This window comes from Speluncibacter jeojiensis (genome assembly GCF_029589495.1).
Classification (GTDB): Bacteria; Actinomycetota; Actinomycetes; order Mycobacteriales; family Mycobacteriaceae; genus Speluncibacter; species Speluncibacter jeojiensis.
In genome coordinates this window covers 1,557,488-1,577,024 of record NZ_JAAIVF010000001.1, presented here as the reverse complement: position 1 = coordinate 1,577,024, position 19,537 = coordinate 1,557,488, and the positions used below count along the sequence as shown (strand labels likewise).

The window sequence follows — 19,537 nt, the reverse complement described above, 5'->3', positions numbered from 1 at the left end:
GGAGGCCCGGGCCGAGTTCGTAGGGCAGCCTAACCTTAGCAACTTGGTGTCGCAATGCCTTCACCGACGGACCGCGGATCACCACCATCCGGCTCTGTCGGCTCTGGTTCCGGCTCCACGGCGAAGCCGCCGAAGATCTCCCGTTCGTCGGGAATCCGCTCGGGTGTCGGCCGCGAGATCGTCGTCCGATTGAGGAAGTGCCGCCAGGTGATGTTCTCGGATTGACTGCATCCTCCCCAGCTGCCGCTGGCCACCACCGAGGTGAAGGGCAGGCCGTTGTCGAAGCTGCCGGCGTTGCCCATAGTCGACTGGTTGACCATGACGCGGCAGGTGGGAACGGCATCGGCCAGGTCCGAAATTCGTTGTTCGGCAACCGGACCGACACCGGTGTGAATGCCGCAGCTGTGACCGATTCCGCTCACCCGAAGTATCGACACGAGCGCGTCGACGGCACCACCGAAGCCGCGGTACGGCGCCACCGTGAGTACCGGTGCGAGCTTCTCGGTGAAGACCCTTTCTCCCGGGCGCGGCTCGGGCCGCACGATGACGAGCGTGCGCACACCGGCACCCGCAGACACATCGATGCCGCTGCGCCGCGCCAGTTCCGCCGCCGTACGCCCGACCGCCGTCCGGTCGAGTCGACCGTCAGGCGTCCACATCACCCGCTCCAGCCGCGCCGACTCCTCGGCCGTGCACACCCGCCCGCCCCGCAGGGTCAGCTCCTCGAGGAACCGGCGCAACGACCGCGCGTCGACCAACGCGTTGCTCTCCGACGAACACGAGGTGCCGTTGTTGAAACCCGCTCCGGCACACATCGTTCCAGCGGCGACGCCGAGGTCGGCGAGTTCGTCGACGAGGAACGTCGAGTTGCCCGTGCCGGCCCCCACCGCCGGTGTGCCGCTACGATACGCACGCCGGACGGTGCCCGGACCGCCGGTCGCCACCACGAAGTCGGCGGCGGCCATGAGTTCCTCGCTGTCCGCGCGGTCGGAACGTTCGAGCAGTTGCACCAGCGATTCGTCGCCACCCACCCGGCGCAGCCCGTCGTGCACGGCAGCGACCGCCTCGGCAACCGCCTCGTATGCGCTGGGGTGCGCACTGATCACCACCGCGTTCCGGGTCTTGAGCAGCGAGAGCGTGTTCGTGGCGATGGTCGCGCAGGGCGCGGTCGCCGGCGCCACCACGGCCACCACCCCGAGCGGCTTGGCCAGGGTCCGGATGCCCAGCTCGGGCCTGTCCTCGATCACCCCGACGGTCCGCCGTCCGTGCAGGTCGCGCAGGGTGCCGAGGACACGTTTGCGGTGCAGGGTCACGAGGTCGTCGACCGTGCCGAGCCCGGTGCACTCCAGCGAGCGACGCGCCATGGTCCGTACGCGGTCCTCGCGGTAGAGCTCCCACCCCACCGCGCGCACGATCTCGTCGGTGCGGATCTGGTCCCAATGCCGGGTCCTCGCCCCGGCGCGCCGGGCCGCCGCGACGGTCGCGGCCACGACCGAGGTCTCCAGGTCGGTCACGGTCACCGGGACTGCTCCGCTTCCGCCAGCAGTGCCGCGTCCAGCTCGGCCTCGTCCATCCGCGCGACCTCCAGATACAGCCGGGCGACCTCGTCGAGCCTGCCGGGCGCGTCGCGCTCGGCCAGCCGGGCTGCCAGCGCCGCGACCGTGCGGGTCGCGAAGATATCCGAGACCGTGGCGGCGGGCACGTCGAGCCAGTGCCGGATCCGCGTCACCGCGGCGGTGGCGAGTACCGAATCGGCGCCGATCGTGAAGATGTCGTCGGTGACGCCGATCCGTACGACCCCGATCACCTCCCCCAGGATGTCGGCCAGCGCCTCCTCTAGCGGTCCGCGCGGCGCCACGTGCGGACGCTCGGTGGCGCCGTCGTCGAGCAGCCTCAGCACGGCGCGGCGGTCCAGCTTGCCGTTCGTCGATAGCGGGAACTCGTCGAGCACCTCGATCCGCTCGGGAATCATGTAGGGCGGCAACGCCTCGACCAAGGCGGCAGCCAGCTCTGTCGACGCTGCCGCCGCCCAGTCCGGATCGGCCGGGACATCCGGCTGCAGGCTCACGGCCGCCACCAGCGATCCGACGGCGGTCACCGCGGCGACCGCCCGGTGCACGTCGGCGCGGCCGCGCAGCGCCGCCTCCACCTCGCCGAGCTCCACGCGGTATCCGCGGATCTTCACCTGGGAATCGGCGCGGCCGAGGAACTCCAGCATTCCATCGGTCCGATACAACGCGAGATCACCGGTGCGGTACCAGTTCTCGTCGTCGTGACGGACGAACCGGTCCGCGGTGCGCTCGGAGTCGCCCCGGTAGCCGCGGGCGACGCCGTGGCCGCCGATCCACAGTTCGCCGGGAACCCAGTCGGGACAGTCGCGGCCGGCGGCGTCGACGACGCGGCATCGCACGCCCCGCAGCGGGGTCCCGTAGGGCACCGACGTCCAGTCGGCCGGCGGTTCACCGACCTCACACACGGTCGAGTGGATGGCGGTCTCGGTGGTGCCGCCGAGTCCGGCGAACCGGCAGTCCGGGGCCTGCTTGCGCAACCGCACGGGCAGGTCGACGCCCACCCAGTCGCCGCCGAGCAGCACCACCCGCAGACCCGCGGCCGCGTCCGAACCCGCCCGCAACAGCAGGTCCAGAACGCTGGGCACACAGTTCAGCACCGTCACCGCATGCTCGCGCACGAGTGTCGCCCACCGCGCGGGATCCCGCCGCTCGTCCTCGTCGACGAGGACCACCGCACCGCCGACGGCCAGTGGCGCGAAGATGTCGAAGACCGACAGGTCGAATTCGAGCGCGGAGATCGCCAGCGTCCGGTCGCCGTGCCCGATTCCGAACCGGTCGACGAGATCGTCGATGGTGCCCATCGCCGCGCGGTGCGGCACCTCCACGCCCTTCGGCACACCGGTGGTTCCGGAGGTGAACAGCACATACGCGATCTGCTCGGGGTCGCCGGCGACCGGCAGCGACAGCGGCGCCGGGTGCCGACCGGCCGGTCCGACGGTCAGCGCCCGCACCCCGACCGGAAGCACACCGGACAGATTGTCGGTCAGCATGATTCGTGCGCTCGCGGTCGTCAGAATCCGTTCCCGCCGCGCCTCGGGCTGGTCCGATCCGATCGGCACGTACGCCCCGCCGGCGGCGAGCACACCGAGCACCGCCACGATCTGGTCGGCACCCTTGGGCAGCTGCACGGCAACCGCGTCGCCGGGCTGCAGCCCCGCCGCGCGGAGCGCGCCGGCGACGGCGAGCGCGCGGTCGGCGAGCTCGCCGTAGCTCAGGTCGCCGTCGGTGCCCACCACCGCAGGCCGGTCGGGGTCGGCGCCGGCCCGGGCGAAGAACCGCTCGTGCAGTCGCAGGACGGGGCGTCCGGGTGCCCAGTCGGTGTCGTTGACGTGTTGCCGGACCGCGTGCTGCGGTTCGGGCAGCGGCCGCACCGCCGGGCCCGACCACGCGTGCGGGTCGGTGCCGAGCGCGTCGACCGTCGCGGTGTACTCCGCGAACATCGCGTCGATCAGGCCGGGCGGGAAGGCCGACGCGCGCACGTCCCAGTTCAGCAGCAAGCCCCCGCCGACCTCGGTGACCTGGGCGTCGAGCAGCACCTGCGGTCCCTGGGAGATGAACCACACCGGCTCACCGAAGGTGTCGGTCACCTCGGGGGAGAACAGTTCGCCGAGGCCGAGCGCGCTGGTGTAGACGATCGGGGCGATCACCGGCCGGCCATGGTGGCGCCCGAGATCGCGCAGCACCTCGAGCCCGCCGTACGACGAGTGGGTGCCGGCCTCGTACATGGTGCGTTGCAGCACCCGGGCGCGGTCGAGGACCGTCGCCTCCGCGGTGACGTCGACGTCCAGCAGTACCGACGAGGTGAAGTCGCCGACCAGACGGTCGATGTCGGGGTGCAGCGGTTCGCGGCCGAACAGCGGCAGGTTCAGCAGGAACCGCGGCTGTGCCGACCAGTGGCCGATGGTCTCGGCGAACACCGACGCCAGCGCCATCGCGGGGGTGACCCCCTGCGCATGAGCACTGTGGAGCAGGCGCGCCTTGGCGGCGGGATCGAGTGCGTGGTGGTACCGCACGGTCCGATGCGGTTCGCGGCGTTCGGTTTCCGGAACGAGCGGCAGTGCAGGCGCGTCGGGCAGCTGCAGCAGCCGGCCTGCCCACCAGGCGCGGTCCCGATCGCGGTCGGGATCGTGGTCGTCCTCGCCTCGCCCGTTGTCGGCGAGGTACTGCGCGTAGGTGTAGTCGGGGTCGGGTCCGGTGTCATCTCCGCGCACCAGCCGGGCCAGGTCGGCGGTGAGCACCCGGTAGCTCATCGCGTCGGCCGCGAGCATGTCGACGTCCAGGTGCATGCGGGACCGGCCGTGCGGCAGCAGTGTCAGGGTCACGTCGAGCACCTGGCCGCGGTCCACATCCAGGCGCTGATGGGTCTTGGCCTCGCGCAGCCGTTCCAGCTCGGCATCGGCGTCGTCCGCCCCGCGCAGGTCGCAGAGCGTGAACACGCCCTCGGGGGCGGCGGGCAGGATCCGCTGGGTGCCGTCCGGGAGGAACTGGGCACGCAGCATCGGGTGGCGCGCGGTCAGCCGCTCGACCGCGGCACGCAGACCGTCCGGATCGACTGCGTCACCGTCGAATTCGACGTATAGATGCGCGGCTACCCCACCGAGTTCCTGTTCCTGCGACCGGCCCACCCAGTACGCATGCTGCATCGGCGCGAGCGCGAAGGCGCCGTCCACAGCGGGCAGTTGGCGGTGCGTCGAGGGCAGCTGCGTCACCTCGACCGGTTCAGGTCCGTCCCCACCGAGCGCGCCGAACCAGCTCTCCAGGGTGGGGTCGGCCGCGAGCACCGCGAAGTTGATGTCGAAGCCCTGCTTGCGCCAGCCGCCGGCGAGTTTCATCATCCGGATCGAGTCCAGACCGAGTGCGATCAGGTCCGTGTCGTCAGCGACCTCACCGGTCGAAATGCCAAGTTGTCCCGCTATTTCCGTACGGATCTCGTCGCGGGTGACCCGATGCGAATCGCTCACCGGAAGTCCTCTCTGCTCGCGGAATGGGAGCCAGCCTAACAGCTAGGGTAGGTTTGCCTAACCTACCCCCAAGGATGGATGAGGAGACCATGACCGGCGCAGCACAGCCCCGCACCGCCCCACTCGACGGAGTGGTCGAATTCCCGGCCGAGTTCGCCGAGCGCTACCGCGCCGCGGGCTACTGGCGGGGCGAGACCCTCGGCGCGCTGCTGCGTTCGACCACCGCCCGCCGTCCGGACGCCACGGCGCTGCACACAGCCGCCGGGCCGATGACCTATGCGGAACTGGACCGACGTGCGGACCGATTCGCGGCAGGTCTGCTCGAACTCGGACTGCACCCGGGAGACCGGGCCGTGGTCCACCTGCCGTCCACACCCGAGTTCGTCGTCGCGCTGTTCGGGATGATGCGGGCGGGCGTGGTCCCCGTGCTCTGCCTGCCCGCCCACCGGCAGAACGAGGTGGCCCATCTGGCCGAATTATCCAGTGCCGCTGCTTATGTGATTCCGGATGTGGACGGCGGGTTCGATTTTCGCGAGCTGGCCGCCACCGTCCGGGACCGGGTTCCTTCGGTGCGGCACGTGGTGGTCGTCGGTGATCCCGGCCCGTTCACCGCGTTCGACAGTGTCGACGCCGACCCGCGCGCACTGCCGGAGGTCGATCCGTCGTCGGTGGCAGTGCTGCTCGTCTCCGGTGGCACGACCGGCGTGCCCAAGCTGATCCCCCGCACCCACGACGACTACGCGTACAACGCCAGGACCAGCGCGCAGATCAGTGCGCTCACCGAGGACGACGTCTATCTGGCGGCGCTGCCGGCCGCGCACAACTTCCCGCTGTGCTGCCCGGGCATCCTCGGCACGGTCGCGGTGGGCGGATCGGTCGCGCTGCTCACCGACCCCAGCCCCGAGAGCGCCTTCGCGGCGATCGAACGGCACGGTGTGACGGTCACCGCGCTGGTACCGGCACTGACCCAGCTGTGGTGCGCCGCAACCGAATGGGAGGATGTCGACCTGTCCACGCTGCGGCTGCTGCAGGTCGGCGGGGCGCGCCTGGCCGAGGCGGACGCCGTGCAGGTGCGGCCGGCGCTCGGCGCCGCGCTGCAGCAGGTGTTCGGCATGGCCGAGGGGTTGCTCAACTACACCCGGCTCGACGACGCGGACGAACTGGTCACCACCACCCAGGGCCGGCCGCTGTCCGACGCCGACGAGGTGCGCGTCGTCGACGCGGACGGCAACGACGTCGCACCCGGCGAGGAGGGTGAGCTGCTGACCCGCGGTCCGTACACGATCCGCGGGTATTACCGTGCGGCGGAACACAATACACGTTCGTTCACCCCGGACGGTTTCTATCGCAGCGGGGACCTGGTGCGCAGGCTGCCCAGCGGGCATCTGGTGGTCACCGGACGGATCAAGGACGTGATCAACCGCGCGGGCGAGAACGTGTCGGCCGAAGAGGTAGAGGAGCACCTCGCGCTGCACCCGGCAGTCCGGCAGGCCGCGGTCGTCGGGCTCGCGGACGACGCTCTGGGCGAAAAGATCTGCGCCGCAGTGGTCGTCGACGGCCAGACACCTTCGCTCCCGGAACTGCGTGGGTTCCTACAGACGAAGGGCCTGGCCGCCTTCAAGCTCCCGGACGCGGTGCACCGGGTGGCGACGCTGCCGCTGACCGCGGTCGGCAAGATCGACCGCAAGGCGCTGCGCGCGCTGATCGGTTAGCGGCGGCGCGTCGGGCTACGTCCGGCCGACCGCGCCGGCGCCCAGGTTCCGGGCGAAGAACCGGGCCGCGTCGTCGACCTCGAACCGCGGTATCTGGTGTTGTCCGCCGGGGTTGGCGTGCAACGTCTTCTGTTCCGAGGAGAACGCGTCGTACAGGTCGAACCCGCATTGTCGATCGAGGACCGGGTTGTCCCACGCGACGAGGTACTGGATCGGGACGGTGATCTGCCGGGCGGCCGCGAGCAGCGACTCCCAGGCGAAGATGCCGCCGATAACCGCCGCACCGATCCGGGGTTCGGCCGCCACCAGCGGGATGCCGATCGCCGCAGCCAACGTCATCCCCTCGTAGCCGACGCCGACCTCGGAACCGATCTCGGGCAGCGACTGGAGGGCGTCGAGTGTGGCCCGCCACTCCGGCACCGCCCGTTCGGCCAGCGAGCCGTAGTAGTCGGCGACGACGGGGCCGAGGGGTTCGCCGGCCGCCCGGGCTCGGTCGCGCGCGTCGTCCCACCGCTTGTCCTGGTCGGATCGGGGGCGGTCGCCGTGCCCGGGCGCGTCGATCGCCGCCGCGCTGAAGCCGTACGTCGTCACGTAGTGTCGCGCACGGCCGACGACCCCTGGCGCGCGCTTGTGGAAGGTGCTGTTGTGGCCGATCAGGATCAGCGGACCGCCAGAGGCACCGGATTCGGGTGTCCAGAGGACGCCGGGGATGTCGCCGACGGTGAAGTCGCGCTCGACGACACCGTCAGAGGTTGTCTCGTTGGTGAATTGCAGAGTGCTCATGTTGATGCCCTTCGGGATTGCCTTGTTGTCGAGGCGCTCCCGGCGACATCTACTGCGGTCGCCCGACCGTGCGCGAAAGCGGGAGCACCCAGCTCGATACAGCGTTCATGGGTCTCACCTCCTCGCGTCGTTCACGGTCGCGTGGAACGGTAACAGCGGCGGTCGGGGGCGTCCAGTGAATTTCCGCGGCATATAGCTGCGCGTGGAATGCCGGCTACAGGTCGAGGATGTTGCGGGTCCTGCGCGACGGCGATGCCTTCCCCGACGCGACGGAATGCCGGATCCCGTTGTAGAGCAGATCCCACAGCGCCGGGTTGGTCTGCGCATCGAGCAGGCTCAACGATCGGATCTTGCGGCCGCTGCCGTCCGTCATACGCAGCATCTGGTTGTTACCGCTGACCTTGATCTCGACATACCGCAGGTCGTAGATCTCGACGTACTTCTCGCGGTTCTGAACCCAACGAGCCCCCGCAGCGACCCACCCGTTTTTCATGGAGAAGTACATGCCGATGCTGGGCAGTACCGGCACCAGCCAAAAGAACCCGAGATGCAGCCACTCGAATCCGTGCGCGATCGCGGTCATCGCCACCGCGCATATTCCAAAGCAGCTGAATGCGTATGTGAGTGCCGAACGCTTGCTCTGCTGACTCCATTCGAGGATGGACCCAAGGTCTTCGGGACTCTGCGGGTGCCGACGCGGCAGCCGATCACTTGGGGTGACCTCTTTGCCGTTCCACGCGCGCGGAGCCGCGGGCGGGCGCGGCTCGCCGGTTTGCGGGTCGGGCATCGGCGGCAGGTGTCCGGTCCCGGGTACGTATTCGGTCATCGGTCCTCAGAAGATGTCGGTGAAGAAGTGGCCGACGGCGTGCACCGCCGTCCCGCTCGCGTGTGAGATGCCGGCACGAACGAGATGTCCACGTTCACGACCAGCAGGTCGAAGCTCGCCCCTAGCAGCAACTTCTGGATCTATGCCCGCGGCACCGCAAGCCACGGCTGCCGATCTCCACAGCACCGGACGAACGCCCCGAGGGACGTGTACACGGGAAGCGCTCGGCGGCCGTCGGAGAGCCCGCGCAGCTCCATCGGATACTGCTCGCGCGACATGGATGCGCCCCGCCGCACGAAAAGCAACTCCGGTAATTCGACATCGGCGTCGTTCACGATTCCCCCTTACCGGCCACCGGAACGTGAGGCAGTGACCGCAACCCGACGTGACGCTACCAGCGGGCAGTTCCGGTCGATTGACAGTGGGAAACTGTGCCTGTTTACTTCAGCGACTTACGCCCGCACCACATACGGCGCGACACTGCCGAGCTTCTCGCAGGTCTCCTCGAACTCGCGCTCGGGATTCGACTGACCGATCACGCCGGCGCCGGCGCGCAGCCATGCCCGACCGTCCTGCTGGTACACCGCACGCAGCACCAGCGTCGCCTCGAGGCTCCCGTCGGACGAAACCGTCAGCACCGCACCCGAATACAGTCCGCGCGGTTCCGCATCGAGGCGGAAAATGCTGTCCACGCAGCCGCGCTTGGGGATCCCCGACGCGGTGACCGACGGGAACAACGCGTCGAGCGCGTCCCACCGGGTGCTGTCGGCGGCGAGCCGGCCCCGCACGGTCGACGCCAGGTGCTGGACGCTGCCGCGTTCGCGCACGGCCATGAAGTCCGACACCGCCGAGGTGCCCGGCTCCGCGACCGACGCGATCTCCTCGAACGAGGTGCGCACGGACACCGCGTGTTCGACGATCTCCTTCGGGTCGTTCACCAGATCGCGTCGGGCGGCATCGTCCGCGTCGGCTCCTCGGCCGAAGGCGCGGGTGCCGGCGAGCGGTTCGGTGACCACCTCACCGTCTCGGTCGACGGCGGCGACCAACTCGGGGCTGAAGCCCGCCGCCTGCAGTCCGCCGAGCTGCAGCAGGAACGAGCGGGCCGGGGTGTTGTTGGCGCGTCCCCACGCGTAGGTCGCCGGCATGTCGACGAGGAAGGGCACCGGCACCGTCCGTGACAGGATGACCTTTTCGTATCTGCCGCTGCAGATCTCGTCGATGGCAGTGGCGACGCGGGCGCGATAGTCACTGTGATCCCGGCGAACGTCGACAGGCTCGGCGACCGTCGCGAAGACGTCACCGGCACCCTGTACGGTGCGCCACAGCGCATCCCGCTCGTCCGGGCCGTCGGCGCGGATCGTGACGCCGTCCGCGCCGATGCGCACCTCGGCGCGCGGGACGATCAGGTGCGCCAGCGGGGTTCCCGGCACCAGGTGACCCTCGGCGCCGAGGCTGTAGGCGCACGACTCGAACCCCATCCAGCCGTATGCGTTCCACGTCGCAGTGGGCAGCGACTCGAGCGCGTGGCCCAGTGCGATCGCCGGCCGACCGGTCCAGCCGGTGCGCCGCTCCTCCCCGTCCCAGTGCACGCGCAGCTCCTCGGTGTCGAGTTCGACCGAGCCGAGCACACCGCCGGCGAAGATCCATTCGCCCTCACACTCGTACACGACGTAGTCGGCGTACAGGCCGGATGCGGCCAGTGCCGCCGCGCAGTTGGCCGGGGCGATCGCCGTGTCGACCTGCAGGTCGGTCGCGTCAACCCGTAGAGAACCGTCCACCGTCACCGCGATCATCCTCCTGATTCCCAGGGCCCGAGCGGGCCGGTTGGGAAGTGAGGTTAGCATTACCTAGCTTCATGTCCAGACCATGACGACGAGCATCGAGGGGAGGGCGCATGCGCGCACCGTCGACCGTGACGCCGGAGAGCGCCGAACGCTCGGATCCACCCGGATCCTCGGCGCGGCAACGTTTCGCGGCCGGGTCGATCGACCTCGCCGTCGTCGCTGCGCCACTCGTCGTCGGCTGGCTGCTGCTCGGTTCCGTCGGCGCGGGCCAGGCCGACCGAGCGGTGTTCGGCGGCGCGGCCCTGGCGACGGCGGTGGCGCTGTGGGTGTGGAACCGCGGCCACCGCGACGGCCTACGCGGCCAGAGCATCGGCAAGGCCCGGTTCGGGCTGCTGGTGCGTGACCGCGCCACCGGCGGGCCGCTAGGTGTACGCGCCGCCCTCGGGACCCGACGCGGTGCCGAGACCCTCACCGTCGCCGGCGCGCTGGCGGACGGCTTCACCCCGCGGGCCGTCGACGGGTCCCGCTCCGCGGTGCGACGCCGCCGGCTGTGGGGGCTGCTCTGTCTCACCGCGATCCTGGTCCTGGCGGTACTGGCCGGCATCGCGGTCGGCGCGCGACCGCTCGAACTGGGGCAGGTGGTGCACGCGGTGTTCACCCCCGCGCACACCGAGACCGATCAGCTGGTTCAGACGCTGCGGATCCCCCGCACCCTGTTGGGCGTGCTTGTCGGGGTGACGTTGGGCGTCGCGGGGGCGCTGATCCAGGGTCACACTCGAAACCCGCTGGCGGACAGCGGCTTACTCGGACTCAATGCCGGAGCCGCCTTCCTGGTCGTGCTCGGCATCCACCTGTGGGGCCTGACCGCGCCCGGCCAGTACCTGTGGCTCGCCTTTGCCGGCACCCTCATCGCGAGCGTGGTGGTGTTCGCGTTCTCCTCGGCCGGCGGCGGCGGACCGCTGACGCTGGTACTCGCCGGCGCGGCGGTGTCCTTCTTCCTGCAGGCGCTGACCAACGCGCTCGTGCTCCTCGACCCGAAGAGCCTGGACGGCTACCGCTTCTGGGTGGTCGGTTCGCTCGCCGGACGCGGACCGGACATCCTCTGGCAGGTCCTCCCCTTCGCGCTCGTCGGCCTGGCCCTCGCCTGCGCCAACACGCCGAGCCTGAACATGCTCGGCCTGGGCGACGACCTGGCGCGTGGGCTGGGCACCAACGTGCTCGCCTCGCGGATCGTCGGCATCGCCGCGATCACGCTGCTCGTGGGGGCGGCCACCGCGGCGGCCGGGCCCATCGCGTTCGTCGGCCTGGTCGCGCCGCACGTGGTCCGGACCGTCACCGGCCCCGACTACCGCTGGCTGGTCCCCTACGCAGGCATCGTCGGCGCGATCATGGTGCTCGTCGCCGACGTGGTCGGCCGGGTGGTCGCCCGGCCGGGTGAGCTGCAGGTCGGGATCGTGCTGGCCGTGCTGGGTGCGCCGTTCTTCATCGCGCTGGTCCGGCGACGGAAGCTGGTGGGGCTGTGACGGTCTCGACGAACTCGGTGCTGCGGGCGGGAACTTTGTCGGTGCGCTGGCGGCCCCGTGTGGTCGTGGTGAACGTGGCACTGTTGGGGCTGATCGCCGCGGTTTTGTGCCTGAGCCTGAGCCGCGGTGACGTGGCGGTGCCGTTCGGTGAGATGCTGCGTGCGCTCGGCGGCGCGGGCCGACGGTTCGACCGGGTGATCGTGCTCGACTTCCGGCTGCCCCGCGCGATCACCGCGGTCGTCGTCGGCGCCGCGCTGGGCATGGCCGGGGCGGTCACGCAGGCGGTGTCGCGAAACCCGTTGGCCAGCCCGGACATTCTCGGCGTCACCGCCGGGTCCGCGGCCGCGGCGGTCGCACTGATGGTCTCGGCCGGCGGCGGGATCTCGGGTGCGCTCGCGGTCGGCGGCGTCCCCGCGGCCGCGGTGTGCGGCGGATTGCTCACCGCCGCAGCGATCTATCTGCTGTCGTGGCGCGGCGGCGTGCTGGGCATGCGGTTGATCCTCGTGGGTGTCGCGATCAACGCGATGCTGCTGGCGGTCGTCCAGTGGCTGCTGGTGCGCGCCGACATCGCCGACGCGACCCGGGCGCAGGTGTGGATCTCGGGGTCGCTGTCGACCAGCGGCTGGGGTCAGGCCTGGCCCACCGCGGTCGCGGTCGTGGTGGTCGGCGGCGCGCTGATCGGATCGGTGCGGCTGCGGTCGGCGCTGCAGCTCGGCGAGGACACCGCCGGGGCGCTCGGCGTCCGGGTCTCCGGCGGCCAGGCGATGCTGCTGCTCGGTGCCGTGCTGCTCGCGGCGGTCGCTACCGCCGCGGCCGGGCCGGTCGGGTTCATCGCGTTGGCCGCCCCGCACATCGCGCAGCGCCTGGTCCGCACGGTCGGGCAGCCGGTCTTCGCGTCGGCCCTTGTCGGCGCGGTCCTGGTGATCGGCGCCGACGTGATCGCCCGGACCATGCTCCCGGCGGAACTGCCGGTCGGGATCGTCACGGTCGTGCTCGGCGCACCGTTCCTGCTCGTCCAACTCGTCCGCCAGAACCGGAGGCACCGCGCATGATCCCCCAGCCCCCGACCACAGCTCCGCTGGCAGCCGGGCCGACGTCCGCAACCTCCGACGCGGACCCGCGCCTGCGGGCGGAGCGGCTGACCCTCGGCTACGGCGACCGCACCATCGTGCACGACCTCGCCCTGACCGTCCCCACGGGTGTGGTCACCACGATCGTCGGCCCCAACGGCTGCGGCAAGTCCACGCTGCTGCGCTCCCTCGGTCGAATCCTCAAGCCCCGCAACGGCCGCGTACTGCTCGACGGCAAGGCCATCACCGCGATGCGCACCAAGGACGTGGCCCGCGTGCTGGGCATGCTGCCGCAGTCCTCGGTGGCGCCCGAGGGCATCACCGTCGCGGAACTCGTTGCACGGGGCCGGCATCCGCACCAGTCGCTGCTGCGTCAGTGGTCCGGCGACGACGAATCCGCGGTTGCCGAGGCACTCGCGTCGACCGGCATCGGCGACCTGGCCGGTCGGTCGGTCGACGAGTTGTCGGGCGGCCAGCGCCAGCGGGTATGGATCTCGATGGCGCTCGCACAGCAGACCGACATCCTGCTGCTCGACGAGCCCACCACCTACCTCGACCTGGCCCACGCCGTCGACGTCCTCGATCTGGTCGACCGGTTGCACGCGGAGATGGGGCGCACCGTGGTGATGGTGCTGCACGACCTGAACCTGGCGATCCGGTACAGCGATCACCTGGTCGCGATGAAAGACGGCCGAGTGGTCGACGCGGGCACGCCCGACGAGGTGATCACCCCGGAACTGCTGATGGAGGTGTTCGGGCTGGCGTCGACGGTCATCGAGGACCCGGTGTCCGGCAGGCCGATGATCGTTCCCATCGGTCGACGTCACGTGCGCGACGGCGTGCACGTTGTACCGTGAACCCGGGCGCAGCCGAGCCGACCGACGGGAGCACCATGGCACCGGACATGGACGGGGAACCGGGCATCGAGGGCATGGCGATGCGCAGCGGCATGGCCGAGGTCGGCGGCATCCGGCTCGCCTACGAGGACCTCGGCGACGTCGACGACCCACCGGTCGTGCTGATCATGGGCTTCGCCAGTCAGCTCATCACCTGGCCGATCGCACTGGTCCGGCGGCTCGTCGACGCGGGGTTCCGCGTGATCCGCTACGACAACCGCGACATCGGATTGTCGACGAAGCTCGACGGCGCACACATCGACGGCTCCCGGTTGCTGCGCCTGGCCCGTTACGAACTCGGTCTGCCCAGCCCGTCCCCGTACACGCTGGTGGACATGGCCGCGGACACCCGCGGGCTGCTCGACCACCTCGGCATCGACCGGGCCCACGTGGTCGGCGCCTCGATGGGCGGCATGATTGCGCAGATCGTGGCCGCCGAGCACTCCGACCGGGTTCGATCGCTGGCGATCATGTTCTCCAGCACGAACCAACCGCTGCTGCCGCCGCCGGCTCCGCGGGCGTTGCGGCGGCTGCTGGCCAGCCCCGGCAAGAACCCGACCCGCGAGCAGGTAATCGACATGACCGTGCGCTCGAACGAGGCGATCAGTAGCCCGAAATACCCTCAGCCGCAGCAGGTCGTGCGCGAACGGGCGGCCGAGGCCTACGACCGCAGCTATCACCCGGCCGGGGTCGTCCGTCAGTTCGCGGCCACGCTCGGCACCGGCAGCCTGCTCGGCTACACCCGCCGCATCACCGCACCGTCGGTCGTGTTGCACGGCACCGCCGACCCGCTGATGCGCCCGGCCGGCGGCAAAGCCATCGCCCGCGCGATCCGCGGAGCGCGGTTGCACCTGATCGACGGCTGGGCGCACGACCTGCCCCCGGAACTACACGAGCAGATCGCGGGCATCCTGGTCAGCAACATGCGCCGTGCCGCCGAGACGACGACCTGAATCGCCGGTCCGTCCTCACCGCGAGTCGTACCTCCCACCGACCCGCACCACCCGCGCGGCCACGGCGATGACCACTGTCAGCACCGGAACCAGCGTCAGCGCGGTGGGCAGCGACCACGTGTCGGACAGCCGGCCGATCAGCGGTGCACCGCCGAGCGAGCCGGCCCAGGCGATGGCCGACACCACCGCGATCGCCGTGCCGGCCGACACGCCCGGCACCCGCGCCGATGCGCTGTACGTGGTCGGCACCACCAGCCCGATTCCCACGCCCAAACAGCCGAAGCCCACCACCGCCGCTACCAGGCCGCCGGCGATCAGTGCCGCGGCCATCCCGGCCGTGGCGACCGCCGCGACCACCGGAAGTACCCGAGTCGCGGGGTAACGGACCAGCAGCCGGTTCCCGACTGTCCTCACCAGCAGCATGCCTAGCGAGAACGCCACGAACCCGAGGCCCGCCGGCGAGGCGTGCAGCGAATCGCGCAGGTACACCGCGGACCAACTCTCGGCGGCCCCCTCACACCAGGCGCTGGCAACCGAGATCAACCCCAGCTCGACGACCACCGGATTACGAAGGGCCGCACGCAGATCGCTGCGGGTACGCGTCGGCTCCGGCCACGTATCCGAGGCTGCATCCGGCGCCGGCCTCGCCGGGTCGTCGAGCAACCGCGGCGACAGACCGACTCCGAGCAGCGCCACGACCGCACCGAGGACGACGAACTGCCATGCCAGTGAAACCCCGATCCACACCCCCGCCAGCCCCAGGCCGGACCCGAGGAAGGCTCCCAGGCTCCAGCAGGCGTGCAGTCCCGGCAGGACCGGTCGACGCAGCGACCACTCGACAGTCGTGCCCTGCGTGTTCATCGCGACGTCGAGTGCGCCCTGAAACGCGCCCCACAGGGCGAGCGCGCCGAACAGCAGCACGGCGCGGTCGGCCAGCCCGATCAGCGGACCGGTGACGCAGTACCCGAGCAACGTCCACCGCACGACCACACGACTTCCCCAGCACCGCAACGCCCAGCCGACAACGGCGACCGAGCAGATCGCGCCGATCGGGCCGCCGACCAGCGCAAGACCGAGGGTCTGGTCGTCGATGTGCAGACGGCCCTCGACCGAGGGGATGTGGGCGGCCCAGGAGGCGAACAACGTGGCGTGGACAGCGAAGACGATCGACACCGCGCCTCGCGCGGTGACACGCGGCCGGGCCCCTGCGATCGTCCCGCGCATCGGTCAGCCGACCTCCTGCGCCTCCTCGAACGTCATGCGCACGTGCGCGATTCCGCTGGCGAACATCGCCCTTTTCGGCAGGCCGAGCTCGCGCAGTTCGTCGGCCCACGGATGTTCACCCAGGATCAGCTCGGCGCCGCCCGGCCGCATCCGGGTTCCGGAGGCCTCGAGCTTCCACGGGATGCGGCGGGTGTGCCCGTCCAAGTGCGCATAGGCGTCCAGAGAGGTCGCGAGGCCCCCGCCCGGTACGGGTAGCCCCGGCCTGACCCTCAGATCCGCGACCAGTTGCCCGTCCAGTCGCAGGACTCCGCGCGCGCCCGCATCGTCGCGCTCGATGTCGATCTGCGACATCACCTTCGGGAACCCCCAGATGGTCCGGCCCGCCTCGAGCGTGAACTCCTCGTTGACGGGCAGCCGGTGGATGAACACCCCGGCGCGGCCGGTGATGAGTGTGCGAAGGTCTCCTGGACCGTCGCCGATCGGGCCGCCGTCGACCGGACGGACCAGGAAGCCCACCCCGTACTCGTGGTACCGGTGGAGGTCGCCGTCGACGTACTGCACGAACAACACCGTGCAGACGGTCCGCCCCGGTCGGTACTCGAGCACGTGCAGGCCCGAATGGTCGATAATCCGTTGGGCGGCTGCCGCGGGAACCGAGTACATCGCCGCGTGCGCGTTCGCGTCGCGGATGCGCACCGGCATCGCGACCCGCTCACCCTGGATGAGATATCCCTCGCCGGGCATCGAACCCCTCTCGTCGTGAAACACGTTCTAGCACAGATCGGTCGCGCCGGACCGGCGTTCCGGACGATGTGTCGCTACCGGCAACAGTTCGGATCCAGGACCGCTCTCAGCGCGTCGAGAGCTTCGCGACGCGCCCGGTGGTAGACGTTCATACCGCGACGTTCGGATTCGACCATGCCGGCCTTGCGGAGCTGGCCGAGGTGGTGACTGACGGTCGACTCGCGTAGCCCCACCCCTGTTGCGAGGTCGCAGGTGCACGCCTCGCCGGCGTCCGCCGTGAGCAGTATCGAGAGCAGCTTGATCCTCGTCGGATCCGCGATCGCCTTGAGCCGCAAGGCGATTTCGAGCGAGGCATCGTCGCTCATCTGCTCCGAGGACACCGGCGCACAGCAGACCGGCGCGCTGACATCGACGAGCGGAAGCGTCTTCGGCATGAACCCACCCTACCCAGCTTCTTGACTTATATCGAAGTAGTGCCATTCTAAGGAAGTCAGGAATTCGATATATGCCACACAGGTGGAGGATGTCATGTCCCGCGCGCAACTCGCCCTCAACGTCGACGACCTGCAGGAATCGGTTGCCTTCTACTCCAAGCTGTTCGGCACCGAGCCTGCCAAGCTCAAGCCGGGCTACGCGAACTTCGCGATCGAGAACCCGCCGCTGAAGCTGGTATTGCTGGAGAACCCGGGTAAGGGCGGCACGATCAACCACCTCGGCGTCGAGGTCGAGTCGAGCGAGCAGGTGCATGGCGAGATCGCCCGCCTGACCGGCGAGGGCCTGTTCACCGACGAGGAGATCGGCACCACCTGTTGTTTCGCGACGCAGGACAAGGTGTGGGTGACCGGCCCGGCGGGCGAGAAGTGGGAGGTCTATACCGTCCTGGCCGACTCGGACACGTTCGGCACAAGCCCGCAACTGCTCACCACCGCGGACGGCGCGTGCGCCTGCGAAACCTCCACCGCTCCCTGAGCGCCCGCAGTCGAGAACCTGGTCGGCCCCGCCGCGGCTCTCCCGAGGCGGGGCGGGCCTGTGCTCAGCGTGCGTCGGGAACCAGTTCGGCGATGATGTCCTCGACCCTGACACGGATCTGATCGCGGATCAGTCGCACGGCCTCGATGTCCTGCCCGGCGGGGTCGTCGAGCACCCAGTCGCGGTAGGACTTTCCGGGGAAGACCGGGCAGGCGTCGCCGCATCCCATCGTGATCACCACGTCCGAGGCCTCGACCGCGTCGGTGGTGAGGATCTTCGGCTGCTCACCCGCGATGTCGATGCCGACCTCGGCCATCGCGACGACTGCAGCCGGGTTCAGCTGCCCGGCGGGTGCGCTGCCGGCCGAGCGGACCTCGATCGAACCGCTGGCGAGGTGGGCGAGGAACCCGGCGGCCATCTGTGATCGGCCGGCGTTGTGGACACAGACGAACAGCACGCTGGGTGTGGTCATGAGACGGAACGCCCCTTGTCGGAGGTGATTCGGGTGGCGGTTGTGGTGACAGCCTCGGATGAGGCCGCGGCCTGGAAACGTCTGCGCAGCGCGAGGGAAACGTAGACCAATCCGACGAGGACGGGTACCTCGATGAGCGGGCCGACGACCCCGGCCAGGGCCTGGCCGGAGGAGGCACCGTAGGTGGCGATCGCCACGGCGATCGCGAGCTCGAAGTTGTTGCCCGCCGCGGTGAAGGCCAGTGTCGTGGTCCGCGCGTACCCCAGTCGCAGTGCGCCGCCGAGCAGGTACCCGCCGCCCCACATGACCGCGAAGTACACCAGCAGCGGCGCGGCGATGCGGACGACGTCGACCGGGCGGGAGGTGATCTGATCGCCTTGCAGTGCGAAGAGGATCACGATGGTGAACAGCAACCCGTATAGCGCCCAGGGCCCGAGCCGAGGAAGGAACCTCTGCTCGTACCGGTTTCGGCCCTTCGCGCGCTCACCGTAGCGACGGGTGACAAAGCCCGCGACGAGCGGAATCCCGAGGAAGATCAGTACCGATTTCGCGATCTGCCACGGCGAAATGGCGATATTGGTCTGCTCGAGACCCAGCCATCCCGGCAGGACCGACAGGTAGAACCAGCCGAGCACGGCGAACATGAGCACCTGGAACACGGAGTTGATCGCGACGAGCACCGCGGCGGCTTCGCGGTCTCCGCAGGCGAGGTCGTTCCAGATGATCACCATCGCGATGCAGCGGGCGAGGCCGACGATGATCAGCCCGGTTCGATACTCGGGGAGGTCGGGCAGCATCAGCCATGCCAGCGCGAACATCACGGCGGGGCCGACCAGCCAGTTCAGCACCAGCGAGCTGACCATCAGCTTGCGGTCGCCGGTCACGGTGTCGAGTCGGTCGTAGCGGACCTTCGCCAGCACCGGATACATCATGACCAACAGACCGAGGGCGATCGGCAACGAGATCCCGTCGACCTGCACCTTCTCGATCGCCGTGCCGATACCGGGCACCCCGCGCCCGAGCAGGAGGCCGACCGCCATCGCGGCACCGATCCACACCGGCAGGAACCGGTCGAGGGTGGACAGTTTGCCGACGACGGCCGGCGGTGTGGCTGTCTCGGTCACGGTGCCACCGCCACCGCAGCGTCGGTACCCACGCAGGTGGAGCCCTCCACCACGCCGGCCGCAGGAGACAGCACCGCTGACAACTGCTGTAACGCGGCGGGGATCACCCGGTAGTACACCCAGGTGCCGCGGCGTTCGCAATCGAGCAGTCCCGCTTCGCGGAGCACCTTGAGATGGTGCGAGATCGTGGGCTGCGACAGGGCGAACGATTCCGAAATGTCGCACACACACGCCTCGCCACCGGCATGCGATGCCACCAGCGACAGCATCCGCAGCCGCACGGGATCACCGATCGCCTTGAACATCCGGGCGAGGTCACCCGCCCAGTCCGAACTCAACGGCTCCCGCACCAGCGGCGAGCAACACGGCTCGCCGATCCCCTCTCGTTGATTCGACATATGTCAATATTGACAGAAGTCGAATCA

Annotated in this window: 18 protein-coding genes; 6 read left to right on the top strand and 12 right to left on the bottom strand. The window is 69.9% G+C overall.

The window, feature by feature from the left end; genetic code table 11:
- Positions 1-35 precede the first annotated feature (35 nt).
- Together G4X40_RS06985 and G4X40_RS06980 are read right to left on the bottom strand one after the other, a co-directional pair.
- On the bottom strand, positions 36-1,520 hold the full coding sequence (locus tag G4X40_RS06985) for an aldehyde dehydrogenase family protein (RefSeq protein WP_277831106.1): 1,485 nt from the start codon (positions 1,518-1,520) through the stop codon (positions 36-38).
- Positions 1,517-5,032, bottom strand: a complete 3,516-nt coding sequence (locus tag G4X40_RS06980; RefSeq protein ID WP_277831105.1) for an amino acid adenylation domain-containing protein — start codon at positions 5,030-5,032, stop codon at positions 1,517-1,519. The genes G4X40_RS06985 and G4X40_RS06980 overlap by 4 nt, the downstream gene beginning before the upstream one ends.
- 89 nt (positions 5,033-5,121) lie before the next feature.
- Between G4X40_RS06980 and G4X40_RS06975 the strand changes: the two genes are divergently transcribed.
- Complete coding sequence (locus G4X40_RS06975) at positions 5,122-6,744, top strand: (2,3-dihydroxybenzoyl)adenylate synthase (protein ID WP_277831103.1); 1,623 nt, start codon at positions 5,122-5,124, stop codon at positions 6,742-6,744.
- A gap of 15 nt (positions 6,745-6,759) precedes the next feature.
- On the opposite strand, the gene G4X40_RS06970 is transcribed toward G4X40_RS06975, so the two are convergent.
- The 4 genes from G4X40_RS06970 to G4X40_RS06960 all read right to left on the bottom strand — a co-directional run bounded on the left by G4X40_RS06970 (position 6,760) and on the right by G4X40_RS06960 (position 10,146).
- Positions 6,760-7,518, bottom strand: a complete 759-nt coding sequence (locus G4X40_RS06970) for an alpha/beta hydrolase family protein (protein WP_277831326.1) — start codon at positions 7,516-7,518, stop codon at positions 6,760-6,762.
- Between the two features lie 223 nt (positions 7,519-7,741).
- Complete coding sequence (locus G4X40_RS06965; RefSeq protein ID WP_277831101.1) at positions 7,742-8,116, bottom strand: hypothetical protein; 375 nt, start codon at positions 8,114-8,116, stop codon at positions 7,742-7,744.
- A 377-nt stretch (positions 8,117-8,493) separates the two neighbouring features.
- On the bottom strand, positions 8,494-8,610 hold the full coding sequence (locus G4X40_RS22940; RefSeq protein WP_408642145.1) for an SAV_915 family protein: 117 nt from the start codon (positions 8,608-8,610) through the stop codon (positions 8,494-8,496).
- Between the two features lie 195 nt (positions 8,611-8,805).
- Positions 8,806-10,146: a salicylate synthase gene (locus G4X40_RS06960; RefSeq protein WP_277831100.1), complete on the bottom strand. Its 1,341-nt coding sequence runs from the start codon at positions 10,144-10,146 to the stop codon at positions 8,806-8,808.
- A gap of 101 nt (positions 10,147-10,247) precedes the next feature.
- Here G4X40_RS06960 and G4X40_RS06955 point away from each other — a divergent pair, with 101 nt between their 5' ends.
- The 4 genes from G4X40_RS06955 (at position 10,248) to G4X40_RS06940 (ending at position 14,579) form a co-directional block, all read left to right on the top strand.
- Positions 10,248-11,660: an iron ABC transporter permease gene (locus tag G4X40_RS06955; RefSeq protein WP_277831099.1), complete on the top strand. Its 1,413-nt coding sequence runs from the start codon at positions 10,248-10,250 to the stop codon at positions 11,658-11,660.
- On the top strand, positions 11,657-12,712 hold the full coding sequence (locus tag G4X40_RS06950; RefSeq protein WP_277831097.1) for a FecCD family ABC transporter permease: 1,056 nt from the start codon (positions 11,657-11,659) through the stop codon (positions 12,710-12,712). The genes G4X40_RS06955 and G4X40_RS06950 overlap by 4 nt, the downstream gene beginning before the upstream one ends.
- Positions 12,709-13,587: an ABC transporter ATP-binding protein gene (locus tag G4X40_RS06945; RefSeq protein WP_277831095.1), complete on the top strand. Its 879-nt coding sequence runs from the start codon at positions 12,709-12,711 to the stop codon at positions 13,585-13,587. Before G4X40_RS06950 ends, G4X40_RS06945 begins: the two co-directional genes overlap by 4 nt.
- Positions 13,588-13,661: 74 nt before the next feature.
- On the top strand, positions 13,662-14,579 hold the full coding sequence (locus tag G4X40_RS06940; protein WP_277831325.1) for an alpha/beta fold hydrolase: 918 nt from the start codon (positions 13,662-13,664) through the stop codon (positions 14,577-14,579).
- A 15-nt stretch (positions 14,580-14,594) separates the two neighbouring features.
- Here G4X40_RS06940 and G4X40_RS06935 read toward each other — a convergent pair whose 3' ends face one another.
- From G4X40_RS06935 to G4X40_RS06925, 3 genes are all read right to left on the bottom strand, one after another.
- Positions 14,595-15,803: an MFS transporter gene (locus G4X40_RS06935; RefSeq protein WP_277831094.1), complete on the bottom strand. Its 1,209-nt coding sequence runs from the start codon at positions 15,801-15,803 to the stop codon at positions 14,595-14,597.
- A gap of 3 nt (positions 15,804-15,806) precedes the next feature.
- Positions 15,807-16,547, bottom strand: coding sequence for an acetoacetate decarboxylase family protein (locus G4X40_RS06930; protein WP_277831093.1), 741 nt, complete (start codon positions 16,545-16,547; stop codon positions 15,807-15,809).
- A gap of 74 nt (positions 16,548-16,621) precedes the next feature.
- A complete protein-coding gene (locus G4X40_RS06925; protein WP_277831092.1) occupies positions 16,622-16,981 on the bottom strand; it encodes an Rv2640c family ArsR-like transcriptional regulator in 360 nt (119 codons plus the stop codon).
- 94 nt (positions 16,982-17,075) lie between these two features.
- Between G4X40_RS06925 and G4X40_RS06920 the strand changes: the two genes are divergently transcribed.
- Positions 17,076-17,516 (top strand): ArsI/CadI family heavy metal resistance metalloenzyme, encoded by a 441-nt coding sequence (locus G4X40_RS06920; RefSeq protein ID WP_277831091.1) that lies wholly within the window; start codon positions 17,076-17,078, stop codon positions 17,514-17,516.
- Between the two features lie 64 nt (positions 17,517-17,580).
- Here G4X40_RS06920 and G4X40_RS06915 read toward each other — a convergent pair whose 3' ends face one another.
- The 3 genes from G4X40_RS06915 to G4X40_RS06905 are packed head-to-tail and all read right to left on the bottom strand — an operon-like array spanning position 17,581 to position 19,510.
- Positions 17,581-17,988 carry an arsenate reductase ArsC gene (locus G4X40_RS06915; protein ID WP_277831089.1) on the bottom strand — a complete coding sequence of 136 codons (408 nt, stop codon included), beginning with the start codon at positions 17,986-17,988 and terminating at the stop codon, positions 17,581-17,583.
- Entirely contained in the window at positions 17,985-19,112 is a 1,128-nt protein-coding gene (gene arsB, locus G4X40_RS06910) for an ACR3 family arsenite efflux transporter (protein WP_277831088.1), read from the bottom strand. Before arsB ends, G4X40_RS06915 begins: the two co-directional genes overlap by 4 nt.
- Entirely contained in the window at positions 19,109-19,510 is a 402-nt protein-coding gene (locus G4X40_RS06905) for an ArsR/SmtB family transcription factor (RefSeq protein ID WP_277831086.1), read from the bottom strand. Before G4X40_RS06905 ends, arsB begins: the two co-directional genes overlap by 4 nt.
- Positions 19,511-19,537 lie beyond the last annotated feature (27 nt).

What these genes read in the sequence shown, in the direction of transcription:
- G4X40_RS06975 (WP_277831103.1), top strand. Translation starts at nt 5,122, where the DNA reads ATGACCGGCGCAGCACAGCCCCGCACCGCCCCACTCGACGGAGTGGTC.
- G4X40_RS22940 (WP_408642145.1), bottom strand. Translation starts at nt 8,610, where the DNA reads ATGGAGCTGCGCGGGCTCTCCGACGGCCGCCGAGCGCTTCCCGTGTAC.
- G4X40_RS06960 (WP_277831100.1), bottom strand. Translation starts at nt 10,146, where the DNA reads ATGATCGCGGTGACGGTGGACGGTTCTCTACGGGTTGACGCGACCGAC.
- G4X40_RS06955 (WP_277831099.1), top strand. Translation starts at nt 10,248, where the DNA reads ATGCGCGCACCGTCGACCGTGACGCCGGAGAGCGCCGAACGCTCGGAT.
- G4X40_RS06945 (WP_277831095.1), top strand. Translation starts at nt 12,709, where the DNA reads ATGATCCCCCAGCCCCCGACCACAGCTCCGCTGGCAGCCGGGCCGACG.
- G4X40_RS06940 (WP_277831325.1), top strand. Translation starts at nt 13,662, where the DNA reads ATGGCGATGCGCAGCGGCATGGCCGAGGTCGGCGGCATCCGGCTCGCC.
- G4X40_RS06935 (WP_277831094.1), bottom strand. Translation starts at nt 15,803, where the DNA reads ATGCGCGGGACGATCGCAGGGGCCCGGCCGCGTGTCACCGCGCGAGGC.
- G4X40_RS06930 (WP_277831093.1), bottom strand. Translation starts at nt 16,547, where the DNA reads ATGCCCGGCGAGGGATATCTCATCCAGGGTGAGCGGGTCGCGATGCCG.
- G4X40_RS06925 (WP_277831092.1), bottom strand. Translation starts at nt 16,981, where the DNA reads ATGCCGAAGACGCTTCCGCTCGTCGATGTCAGCGCGCCGGTCTGCTGT.
- G4X40_RS06920 (WP_277831091.1), top strand. Translation starts at nt 17,076, where the DNA reads ATGTCCCGCGCGCAACTCGCCCTCAACGTCGACGACCTGCAGGAATCG.
- G4X40_RS06915 (WP_277831089.1), bottom strand. Translation starts at nt 17,988, where the DNA reads ATGACCACACCCAGCGTGCTGTTCGTCTGTGTCCACAACGCCGGCCGA.
- G4X40_RS06905 (WP_277831086.1), bottom strand. Translation starts at nt 19,510, where the DNA reads ATGTCGAATCAACGAGAGGGGATCGGCGAGCCGTGTTGCTCGCCGCTG.